We start from the raw sequence: 11,088 nt of genomic DNA, 5'->3' as shown, positions 1-11,088 counted from the left end.
GGACGCCAGGGAAGTCGTCCTGGAACGCACCGGCCACATGTTCCGCTTCTCCCACCCGCACACCTACGCGAACGCCATCGCCGCGTTCCTACGTGACGAGGAGCTCAGCAGCGGGCTGCCGCGCGTCAGCCCGTTACACGACATCTAAAGTGGTAACCCATGACGTCCACCCGCTCATTCGACGGCGCTCGGCAGGTGCGAACCCGTGCGGCCAGCTGAGGAACTGCGCTATCTCATCCTCGCCATTCAGCGGGAGGGCAACCGAAAACTGTCGTCCGAGTTACGACCACTGGGACTGACTCCATCCCAGGCCGAGGTCCTGCGCGTACTTGCCGACCATCAGCCGCTGACCTTGGCCGGGCTCGGCGACCTGCTGGTTTGCGAGACCGGTGGCAGCCCGAGCCGACTTGTCGACCGACTCGTCGCCATGGACCTGATCGATAAGCAGGCCGGGTCCGTCGACCGACGCCAGATCACCCTCGGCCTCACATCCGCCGGACGCCGGCTCGCCGCCGAGGTGGCGCTCGTGGAAGAGCGCTTGTACGGCGCGATCGACACGGCGACCACGGGACGACCCGTGGACGAGACGCTGCAACTGTTGCGCGGCTTCGCCGCCGACTTTCCCGCGGTGCGGGCGGTCGAACGGCGGGCGGCTCTGCAAGAACGGCATTGAGTCGCCCGGCGGGTGATGCCCATGACAGGCGCTCGGTACCGGAAGGTGGCGGCTTGCTCGACGGTACGTAAGGTGCACAGGCGTGAGTGGCAGCGGCCCGGCTCGACGCACCCGGTGGGCAAGGTTCGTCCCCGCCGGTTACAGCGGCCTGCTGGCACTGCTCATCGCAGGCCCACTGCTCGGGCCGGGCTATCTGCTGCTGCGCGACGCAGTGAGCACGCCGCGTTCCTACCTCACGGACTCCGCGCTCGGTCTCGGCGACGCGGCCCCACGCGCAGTCCCCCAGGATGCGCTGCTGGCAGCGCTCGCACCGCTCATCGACGGCGGTTCGATCGTCAAGGCAATACTGCTAGTCGCATTGTGGGCAGCCGGATTCGGCGCCGCGGTCCTGTCCCGCGAACTGCTCCGGGTATCGACCGGCCCCCAACTGGTGGCCGTCACGGTGGCCATGTGGAACCCATACGTCGCCGAACGTCTCCTACAAGGCCACTGGAGCCTCCTGACCGGATATGCGGCCCTGCCCTGGACCGCATCGGCCGCGTACCGAATCCGCTGTTCGAGCAACCCAGACCCCAGGAAGCCGCCACTCGAGACGGCCCTGAGCCGAAGCGGAAAGTCCGCTTCGCGCAGGAGTGCCGTGAGTTCGTGGGCGGCTCTGGCGGGATGCTTCGCGGCCGCGGGACTGACCCCGACGGGTGCGCTGCTGGCGGGCTGCACCGCGATGGTCCTGGTCGGACGCCGAAATCTACTTGGAACGCTTGCGCTGCTGCTGGCCACGTCCGCACCCTGGTTGACCGCGACGGCACTGTCCGGCGCAGGCTCCGAACCCTCCGACCCCGCGGGAATCGCCGCCTTCGCCGCCCGCGCCGAACCCGCCCTCGGTACCTTCGGCTCGCTGGCCGGACTCGGCGGAATATGGAACGCCGACTCGGTCCCCGGCTCCCGCACCACCCCCCTCGCCCTGATCGCCACCGCACTACTCCTGGCCCTCTTAGCGCTCGGCATCCGCGCCACCGCGGGTATCAAGACGGGCACTACAAACGGCCGTACCGCTCGTCGGTCCACCCCCTCGACGAGCACTTCACTTGCCGATGAATCCGACACCGCCACAACCCATCCGCCAGCTTCTGCTGCCGAAATGTCCGGCGATTCCACAATCTCCCCTCGCCGAGCAGATGACGTCGATTCCGGCACAGGCGACGCGGGTTCGAATCGCGAGGCGGCCGACGCCAGCGCGACCCCGGTAGGCGACGACGCCACAAATTCGACGCACCCCGAGGCCGCGACAATCGCCGCTCGCGGCATCGATCGGGAGAGCTTGCGAGTCCGTCGCGCATTGCTGCTACTTGCGGCTCTCGCCGTCCTACTGCCCGCATTGGGGGCGACGTCCTGGGGCATGAGCGGCATGGAGTGGCTTGTCGGTCATGTGCCCGGTGCGGGGTTGTTGCGGGATACGCAGAAGTATGTGGCGCTAGCCATGCCTGCGTACGTGCTGTGCGCCGCCGCTGGGTGTCGAGCGGTCGCGCTGCGCTTCGCAGCGAAGAGTGCCGCGACGAAGGAGGCCGCCCGCCCGCCCTGGATGGCCTTGACCGCAATGGTATTCATCGCGCTGCTGGTGCCGCCATTGTTCGATTTGGCCTGGGGTGTGGGTGGGGCGCTGAAGCCGGTGCATTATCCGGTCGGCTGGCAGCGGGTTGCGGAACAGATCGATGGGCCTGGGGATGTTGCGGTGTTGCCCGGCGGGATGTTTCGGAAGTTCCCGTACAGCGGCAAAGTGGCGGTATTGGATCCGGCGCCACGAATGTTGCCGCGCGATGTGTTGCAGACCGGCGAGCTTCCGGTGCACGGGCGCACCGTGGCCGGTGAGGGCACCCGGGCCCGGGAGGTGGAAACCGCACTGCTGCAAGGTGATTCGGCGCGGCGGTTGGGTGAGCTCGGGGTCGGCTGGGTCCTCGTCGAACGCACCACGCCCGGACCGCTCGGCGAGTCGAAAACCACACTCGCCCAGCTGGACTCGGTCTACGCCGACTCCCAACTGGCGCTGTACCGAGTCCCCGGCGCCACCGGCCATTTCGCAGAATCACAGTCCGCGCACCGCGTGATCGCCTACGCCGCCCACATTCTCTGGGCCGCCCTACTGGTCGGTGGACTGCTGCTCGCGGCCATATTGCGCCCACGCCCAACCACGTGAAACCGATGACGGCCCACATACCCGACCGAGCTTTGCTCGGCACTTCCTGGATATGCGATTGCGGTAGGACCGCAGCCGAGTCGGCGCACTACGCACCGGCTCTGCGGGGTCGGATACGCAGGCCACGACATCGCCCGCACACGTCACCGACAAATCGGTCGCGCGAGCGCGGTCGATCAGGGTCCAGGCGGGATAAGCCCCGAGCTGTGCTCACCTCGAGCCGCGGCCGCGAGCACCTCGTACACACCGTTCCCGGTTTGCTCCCAAGAGAATTCACGCGCACGGGCACGCGCCTTCTCCCCCATGACAGCGCGCGCCTCGGTGTCGTCGACGAGCTCACCGACGGACTCGGAGAGCTGGCTCACATCGTCGACGAGCACCCCGGTAACCCCGTCGACAATGGAGTCGGTGAGTCCGCGTGAACTGCGGTAGCCGATCGTCGGTACACCGTGTTGCGCCGCCTCGATGACCGCGAGGCCCCAGCCCTCTTTGCGCGAGGGCAGCACGTGTACCCAAGCGCGCGCGAGCAATTCGTGTTTGCGCCGCTCGTCGACGTGGCCGTGGAAGGTGACCGCGTCGGCGATGCCGAGGTGGCGGGCGTCGGCCTTCAGGTTGTCCGCCCACCAGCCGTCGCCGATCACATCGAGTCGCAGGCCGGGAATCCGACTCCGTAGTCGTGCGACAACCGCCAGCGCGTCTTCGATCTGCTTGTGCGGCACCAACCGCGAGAGCACCACGATGCGCGGCTCTTCGGTGCGGGTCTCCGCACAGCCGGTCGGTGCGTCCACTGGAACGGGTTCGGCGCCGTTGCGGACCACCGCGATCCGGGAACCATCCACCCCCAGCGTGGCCAGTTCCTCGGCCGAGGGCAGCGAAACGGTCAGGTATTGGTTGTGCCGATGCACCCGCGGCGAGAGCCGCGATTCGATCCACCAGCCGATCCGCCCGACGAACCGTCCGGCGACCGGCCACTGCTCCCGATGCCCGTGATGCACCAGCACCACCGACGGCGCCTTGGTCGCCGCACCCGCGAAGAACGGGATCCCGTTCTGCGTATCGATCACCGCATCGGGCCGCAGACCGCGCAGCGGCCCGATGCCGAGTCGCCCGAACGCGATCGCGGCCAGCGCCCGCGGATAGACGGAGAACCGCCCGCCCGCCCGGCTGATATCGATGCCGTCGATCCGCTCCCGCTTCGGTGCGCCCGGATAGCGCGCGGTGCGCAGCGTTACCTTGACCCCGCGCGCGGCGAGCTGCGCGCCGACCTGTTCCAGGTATCGTTCGCTGCCGCCGCCCTGCGGGTGCCCGGTGTCACGCCAGCACAGCAGGAGGACTTCGCGCACGGTGGAGCTTCTCTCGGTCAGCAGGTCACGGATATCGCCGTACACCCTAACCCGCGCACCCGCCCGACCAGCCTCCACCGCGCCCTTACCAGCAATCGCGCACCGCATGAACAACAACCGACGCCCGCGAGAATTCCCAGCCCAGGTGGGCGGCACTGCGACGGGTTGCCCGCACTATGCGAGACTCTGCGCCGTGCCGACTGCTGAAACCGAGCCAGCCGAGGCCGTGGCGACGCATGCCCCACGGCGCGGACGAGCCGTGTCCCGGTTCGCGCGGCGGGCGACCTTGCGCCGGTCGCTGCGGCTGCTCGGCAGCTTCCGATTCGAGCAGACCGATCCCGCACTGTTCTACGGCGGTCTGGCCGCCGACAGCGCTGCGATGCTCGGCGATTTCTACACAGATGTCACCGGACACGGCCTCGATGGCGCGACCATCCTGGATGTCGGTGGCGGCCCCGGCTACTTCGCCGACGAATTCGTCAAGACGGGTGCGCGCTACATCCCCGTCGAGCCCGACCCATCGGAGATGCACGCCGCCGGACTCTCGGTAGCGGGCGCGGTCCGCGGGTCCGGGATGGCACTGCCGTTCCGGGACAACGCGGTCGACATCTGCTTCTCCTCGAATGTCGCCGAGCATGTGCCGCAGCCGTGGGTCATGGCTGACGAAATGGTCCGCGTGACCCGTCCGGGCGGCTTGATCGTGCTCTCGTACACGGTGTGGCACGGCCCGTTCGGCGGCCACGAAACAGGGCCGTGGCACTACCTCGGTGGCGAGTACGCCGCGCGCCGATACCGTCGAAAGACCGGCCGGGAACCGAAGAACCGCTTCGGCAAGTCGCTGTTCGCGGTCGGCGCCGCCGACGGGTTGCGTTGGGCGGCAAGCACTTCCGCAGATGTGCGCATCGTTTTCCCCCGCTACCACCCGCGTTGGGCCTGGTGGGTGGTTCGCGTACCCGTGTTGCGAGAGTTACTGGTGAGCAATCTGGTGGTAGTGGCCACCAAGCCCTAGTGCTACTTCTCCAGCCAGCCCCGGCGCCAGCTCCTGCGCCCGCACGCGTTGATCGTGGCCGCCCATGGCGATTCCTGAATGGCCAAACCGACCGTCTCCAGGGTGGTCAGACCGACCTGATCAGCCAGCATTCCGACGACGGCGACCGCCTCGGCGGCCTGCATCGCGGCGGTTGCCTGCTCGATGGTCAGCGTCCGGCCCGGTAGGAAGGAAACTACCCACCCACCTGCGCCGACACTTTTAGCTTGATGCTCGGTCTGGTCGCTGGTCATCAGCGACCGACCGATCACTTGCACCGCCATGACTCTGACTCCCCAATTGCGTAATCGGTTCATGAATCGAGCGAGCTGATCAGTAGCTACAGCATGACCGGTGCAGCAATAGAACGCAATAGTGCGTTCTCTGAAAAGCGAACCGACAGGTTGGAATTCGCGCAGTTCAGACCGCTGGCCGGATGAAAAACTGGAACACGTTACAGACAATCGGGCCACAAAACTGTAACGTGTTCTCATGCATTACGACAGCCTGTTCATCGGCGGCCGCTGGACCGCGCCCGCCGCCACCGAGCGCCTCCAGGTCATCTCGCCCGCGACGGTCGAGCCGGTGGGCAGCGTCCCGGTGGTCGGTCGCGCCGACGTCGACGCCGCCGTAGCCGCCGCCCGGCACGCCTTCGACAACGGTCCGTGGCCGTCCACACCGCCCGCGGAGCGCGCCCAGGTGCTGACGCGTGCCGCGCGCCTGATCGAGGAGCGTTCGGCCGATCTGCTTGCCACGCTCACCGCGGAAATGGGCGCACCGCAGATGATCGCGATGACGCTCAACCAGATTCCGGCGGTGGCCGCGCTCGACGCGTACGCCGGACTGGCCGAGTCCTTCCCCTGGCGCGAAACCCGCACCGGCCTGTTCGGTACCGCGCGGGTCTCGCGGGAACCGCGCGGTGTGGTCGCGGCCGTCACGGCCTGGAATGTCCCGCTGTTCCTCGCCGCCAATAAGCTCGCGCCCGCATTGCTCGCCGGATGCACGGTGGTGCTCAAGCCCGCACCGCTGACTCCGTTGACCGCCAACAAGATCGGGGAAATATTCACCGAGGCGGGCCTGCCCGAGGGCGTGCTGTCGATCCTGCCCGCGGAGGCGGATGCCGCGGAGTATCTGGTCTCGCATCCGGGCGTCGACAAGGTCACCTTCACCGGCAGCACCGCGGTCGGTCGCAAGATCGGCGCCATTGCTACCGGACAGCTCAAGAGCGTCTCGCTCGAGCTCGGCGGCAAATCGGCGGCAATCCTGTTGCCGGATATGGATATCGCCAATATCCCGGTGCTCGCCTTCTCCGGTCTGATGAACAGCGGCCAGGGTTGCGTCGCGCAGACCCGCATTCTCGCGCCGCGCAGCCGCTACGACGAGATCCTCGACGCGCTGGTCGAGCACGTGCGGACGCTGGTGACCGGCGATCCCACCGATCCGGCGACGACCTTCGGACCACTGATCTCCGAACGTCAGCGCGACCGTGTCGAGGGCTATATAGCCAAGGGCAAGGAGGAGGGCGCGCGACTGGTGCTCGGCGGCGGCCGCCCGGCAAATGTGGACCGGGGCTGGTTCGTCGAGCCGACCATCTTCGCCGATGTCGACAACAAGTCGACGATCGCGCAGGAGGAGATTTTCGGCCCGGTCCTGTCGGTCATCCCATACGAGACCGAGGACGAAGCGGTGGCCATCGCGAACGATTCCGTGTACGGCCTGGCCGGCTCGGTCTGGACCGCCGATATCGAGCACGGCGCGGAAATCGCGGCGCGGGTGCGCACCGGAACCTACGCGATCAATTGGTACGCATTCGACCCGAGCTCGCCGTTCGGCGGTTACAAGAACTCCGGCCTCGGCCGGGAGAACGGACCAGAGGGTCTGGACGCATTCTGCGAGCAGAAGTCCCTGCTGATGCCGATGGGATGGACGGGGTAGTCAAGCCCCCGGCATAACCACCCGGACTACCGGCTGACGGCCCGGTGCGTCGACGATGCTCGGCGCACCGGCGTCGACGATTTCGACCTGCCAACCCGAAGGCAGCGCATCCTGCAAACGTCCGGCAGCGCGCCGCAGCGGTGTGCTCGCGGTCGACGGCTCGATCTGCGGCACCGCCAGCGGGCCGATTTCCAGATCGGTCATGTTCCAACCACCTCTCATGCGTCGCTCTCATCGCTGGCCGCAAGGTGCGGATTCGCGAGTCGAAAGGGAAGTAGTTCAGTCGATCTAAGTCATACAGTTAATGATTGGCAATCGAACCGTCAGGTCACGAGACGGAAAACACGCGAAGCATAGGCCTCTCCCGGACCGGCTTCTTATTAATACGAAGCACGTCCGGGCAAATCAACCGTAGCGCACCGACGGCTTCAGATTCGACGATCCGAGAACATCGACCAATCGATACCGCCTGGTACGCGCGTTCGCCGACGAGATTTGCTAGCGACGCAGCGACCGGCGATAACCGGCGGGCGTCGTACCGGTGGCCGCGCGCAGATGCACCCGCAGCGCGGTGACGCTACCGAATCCGGACTGTGCCGCAACAACTTCGACGGGCAGTTCGGTAGTCTCCAGCAACTCTCTGGCACGTACGGTGCGCTGCGCCTCCAACCAGCGCCGAGGCGTGGTGCCCACCTCGGCTTTGAATCGGCGGATGAACGTGCGTTCGCTCATCAGCGCATGTCCGGCAAGCGCCGAAACATCCGGCGCCGCAGCCGGATTCGCCGCCGCCCAGGCCATAGTCGCGGCCAGGGCGCCGGGGAAGTCATTGCCACCCAAGGCATCCGGAATGTATTGCGCCTGACCGCCCTCGCGGTGCGGTGGTGTCACATTCCAGCGGGCCAAATCGGCGGCCGGACCCGCGCCCAGCTCTCGACGCACGATATGCAGGCACAGGTCCATTCCCGCGGACAATCCCGCCGAGGTGAGCACATCACCGTCGTCCACGTAAAGCGCGGCGGGGTCCAGCTTTACCGCTGGGAACAGTGCGGCGAATTCATCGCAATACGCCCAGTGGGTGGTGGCGGCCCGCCCGTCCAGAAGTCCGGCCCGCGCCAGGATGAACGCGCCGACGCAAATGCTCACCATGGTCGCGCCGCGCTCCGATGCGGCTCGCAGCGCATCGAGCACCTCGTCGGCAGGCGGCAGCGTTGGCAATCCGATTCCCGGAACCACCACGATGTCGGCGCTGGCCAACGCCTCGAGCCCCTCGTCGACCCGGAGTTCGAAACCGTTCGGGGTCCACACCGGACCCGGCCGGACTCCACAGGTCCGCATCTCGAACCCCACCGATTCCCCGGTCTTGCCCGGCCCGTGGCGGAATGCCTGGACCGCGCAGGCCAGGTCGTAGGTCATGACGCCGTCCAGCGCCAGCGCGACTACCTGCTGCACATCCTCAGTGTGGCATGAATCCGAGCATGACCGGAATCCCTGCCATCAGCTGCGCACCGCGAGGGTGAGGCACCCGCCTCGTGCACCTGTTGATCAGATGCCCCGGCGCCTCGGCCGACGCAACAGGCGCTGGCTTTCGCGCACAACGCGTACCCTGCGCGCAAAATGCCGAACACTATGCGATGCATGGTATTTGGACAGCACCGAGAGGTTACTGGTGCTGGCGGTCGTGGCGGCGCTGGGCGGTCATGACCTCGACCGTGTGCTGACGGATCCAACCGAGGAACTGGTGCAGCGACACGGTGAGCCCCTGGCCCAGTTCGGTGAGTTCGTAGCTGACCCGCGGTGGCGTAGTGGGCTCGACGGTGCGCGCGATCAGCCCGTCGCGCCCCAGCGTGCGCAATGTCTGCGACAGCATTTTCTCGCTGATACCACCGATTTTGGCGTGCAGCTCGGAGAACCGTAGCGGCCCGTCGGTCAGCGCGGTCAGGATCAGCATGCCCCAGCGGCTCGTGATGTGGTCGAGCACCTCGCGTGCCGGACACTCACTGTTGAATGCGTCACTCATGCCCTGCCAGGTAGTGGGCTGGACCTGCGAACGTACCGCCATTTCTGGAGCTTACCTGAAGGTATGTCCTTACCATGGGTAAGCCTTGCGGCCTACGCTGCCGCCATGGTCACAGTTGTTTTCGGAGCCAGAGGCAATGTCGGTCGCCACGTGGTGGAGGGCCTGATTTCGAGAGGGGAACAAGTCCGTTCGACGAGCAGGGAACCCGCCACCGCGGGCTTCCCACCGGGCGCGGAGGTCGTCGCGGCCGATCTCGAGCAGCCCGAAACGCTGCCCGCGGCACTCGAAGGGGCGCAGCGCGTATTCCTATACGCCAAGCCCGAGGGGATCGACGGTTTCGTGGCAGCCGCCGAGGCCGCCGGAGTCCAGCACGTGGTGTTCCTATCGTCGGGCGCCGTGCTGCACAGCAATGCGTCGAGCAATCCGATTGCCTTGATGCACAGCGTCATCGAGTCCGCGATCGAGAAGTCCGGTCTGAATTGGACCTTCATCCGCCCCGGTATGTTCGCCACGAACGCGCTCTGGTGGTGGCAGCATTCCATCCGTGACGAGGGCGCCGTCCGGCTGCCATATCCCGAAGCCAGGACCGCACCCATCCACGAAAAGGATCTGGCAGCACTCGCGGTGACCGCGCTGACCGAGCCCGGTCACCGAGGCCAGGCCTACACCGTATGGGGCGCCGAGTCACTGACCCTGCGCGAGCAGGTGCGGCAGATCGGTGCGGCCATCGATCGCGAGATCGCTTTCGAAGTGATTTCCGATGAACAGGCCCGCGTGGAGCTGGGCAAGACCATGCCGGAGATCGGCGTCGAGGCCGTCCTGGCCGGATGGAAGGCCGGCGTCACCGAACCACCGCAGGTATCGACGATCGTCGAAGACCTCACCGGCCGCCCCGCCCACACCTTCGCCCAGTGGGCACAAGATCACGCTCTCGATTTCCGCTGACCGATCGCCTGTCCAGCCCGAACTTTTTGCTGGTGGGGCGTACGATTGGCGAGAATCCGAGGGTTACTGACATTCGCGCCACTCGTCGGTGGCCGCCTCGGGGGCTTCACTGAGAGCGAGACTGTTCGAGGAGAAGGAGATCGACGTGGGTGCGCCTGCTGGGATGGATTGGGAATGGGCGACGCGTACGAGCGGGGCGCTTTCCGGTCGTCAGCGGAGGCAGCTGACTGCTGAGCTCGTTGCGGGATTGCCCCGGCTCGTTGCGGGGCAGATTGCGATGGCGCTCGGTCGACGCGGGAACGGGCGGGTGGATTTCGCGGAACTGAAACTGCCCGATTCGAAGCTGGCCAAGGCCACGGAAGAGGAAGCGCGGGAATGTCTTTCGGTGCACGTGTTGGAGCACTCGTATCGGAGTTACTTCTTCGGGCGTGCGCTCGCTGCAGTCGATGGCACGCGATACGACGACGAGTTGGCCTACGTTTCCTGCCTGCTGCATGATTTGCATCTCGAACATCCAACGCCCGGAAGGTGTTTCGCGGTGACGGGCGCGGAGCGGGCCGTCGAATTCGTCACCGGTGCGGGTGCGACACCGGAACAGGCACACACCGTCGGTGCCGCGATCGCGGCGCACCTCACCGTCGGAGTCGCCGATGAGGTCGACGATCTCGGCTTCGTCTCCGCAGGCGCGTCCGTGGACGTCTTCGGGGCACGGATGTCCGATCTCGATCCGAGCTGGGTCGAGGAACTGCTGCGCCGCCATCCTCGGCACAACTTCAAACAGCATGTGACGCAAGCGCTGACGAACGAGGCGGCCGCGATGCCGGACGGACGAATTCGATGGCTCTTGCGGACGGGCTTCCGTCAAGTGATCCGGTTCGCGCCGTTCTCCGAATAATCCCGCCACAGCCGAATCCGCCCGCACCATCGCGAAAGATGGTGCGGGCGGTACCGCGAGTT

At 66.6% G+C, this 11,088-nt stretch carries 11 protein-coding genes; 6 read left to right on the top strand and 5 right to left on the bottom strand.

What is annotated here, in order from left to right; translation table 11 throughout:
* Positions 1-205: 205 nt before the first annotated feature.
* A complete protein-coding gene (locus NP3_RS37200; RefSeq protein WP_063046406.1) occupies positions 206-673 on the top strand; it encodes a MarR family winged helix-turn-helix transcriptional regulator in 468 nt (155 codons plus the stop codon).
* An 82-nt stretch (positions 674-755) separates the two neighbouring features.
* Positions 756-2,864: an MmpA family trehalose lipid delivery protein gene (locus NP3_RS49710; RefSeq protein WP_174566302.1), complete on the top strand. Its 2,109-nt coding sequence runs from the start codon at positions 756-758 to the stop codon at positions 2,862-2,864.
* 176 nt (positions 2,865-3,040) lie between these two features.
* Here NP3_RS49710 and NP3_RS37190 read toward each other — a convergent pair whose 3' ends face one another.
* A complete protein-coding gene (locus NP3_RS37190) occupies positions 3,041-4,207 on the bottom strand; it encodes a glycosyltransferase family 4 protein (protein ID WP_063046408.1) in 1,167 nt (388 codons plus the stop codon).
* 226 nt (positions 4,208-4,433) lie between these two features.
* Here NP3_RS37190 and NP3_RS37185 point away from each other — a divergent pair, with 226 nt between their 5' ends.
* Entirely contained in the window at positions 4,434-5,216 is a 783-nt protein-coding gene (locus NP3_RS37185; protein WP_063046405.1) for a class I SAM-dependent methyltransferase, read from the top strand.
* Positions 5,217-5,218: 2 nt separating this feature from the next.
* Here NP3_RS37185 and NP3_RS51675 read toward each other — a convergent pair whose 3' ends face one another.
* Positions 5,219-5,728 (bottom strand): hypothetical protein, encoded by a 510-nt coding sequence (locus NP3_RS51675; protein ID WP_373864811.1) that lies wholly within the window; start codon positions 5,726-5,728, stop codon positions 5,219-5,221.
* Between NP3_RS51675 and NP3_RS37175 the strand changes: the two genes are divergently transcribed.
* Positions 5,727-7,169: an aldehyde dehydrogenase gene (locus tag NP3_RS37175; RefSeq protein WP_063046403.1), complete on the top strand. Its 1,443-nt coding sequence runs from the start codon at positions 5,727-5,729 to the stop codon at positions 7,167-7,169. The two genes, NP3_RS51675 and NP3_RS37175, sit on opposite strands and share 2 nt — an antisense overlap.
* Here the strand turns inward: NP3_RS37175 and NP3_RS37170 are convergent, their stop codons facing one another.
* The 3 genes from NP3_RS37170 to NP3_RS37160 all read right to left on the bottom strand — a co-directional run bounded on the left by NP3_RS37170 (position 7,170) and on the right by NP3_RS37160 (position 9,228).
* Positions 7,170-7,373 (bottom strand): hypothetical protein, encoded by a 204-nt coding sequence (locus NP3_RS37170; protein WP_063046402.1) that lies wholly within the window; start codon positions 7,371-7,373, stop codon positions 7,170-7,172.
* Positions 7,374-7,667: 294 nt separating this feature from the next.
* Positions 7,668-8,618, bottom strand: coding sequence for a GlxA family transcriptional regulator (locus tag NP3_RS37165; RefSeq protein ID WP_084509513.1), 951 nt, complete (start codon positions 8,616-8,618; stop codon positions 7,668-7,670).
* A 211-nt stretch (positions 8,619-8,829) separates the two neighbouring features.
* Complete coding sequence (locus tag NP3_RS37160; protein WP_063046401.1) at positions 8,830-9,228, bottom strand: winged helix-turn-helix transcriptional regulator; 399 nt, start codon at positions 9,226-9,228, stop codon at positions 8,830-8,832.
* 63 nt (positions 9,229-9,291) lie between these two features.
* Between NP3_RS37160 and NP3_RS37155 the strand changes: the two genes are divergently transcribed.
* Together NP3_RS37155 and NP3_RS37150 are read left to right on the top strand one after the other, a co-directional pair.
* Positions 9,292-10,131: an NAD(P)H-binding protein gene (locus tag NP3_RS37155; RefSeq protein WP_063046400.1), complete on the top strand. Its 840-nt coding sequence runs from the start codon at positions 9,292-9,294 to the stop codon at positions 10,129-10,131.
* Between the two features lie 163 nt (positions 10,132-10,294).
* Positions 10,295-11,026, top strand: a complete 732-nt coding sequence (locus tag NP3_RS37150; protein WP_063046399.1) for an HD domain-containing protein — start codon at positions 10,295-10,297, stop codon at positions 11,024-11,026.
* Positions 11,027-11,088 lie beyond the last annotated feature (62 nt).

It is taken from the genome of Nocardia pseudovaccinii NBRC 100343 (assembly GCF_001613225.1).
Classification (GTDB): domain Bacteria; phylum Actinomycetota; class Actinomycetes; order Mycobacteriales; family Mycobacteriaceae; genus Nocardia; species Nocardia pseudovaccinii.
Note: the sequence above shows the minus strand (reverse complement) of the source record. Positions and strands in the feature narration are given on the sequence as shown.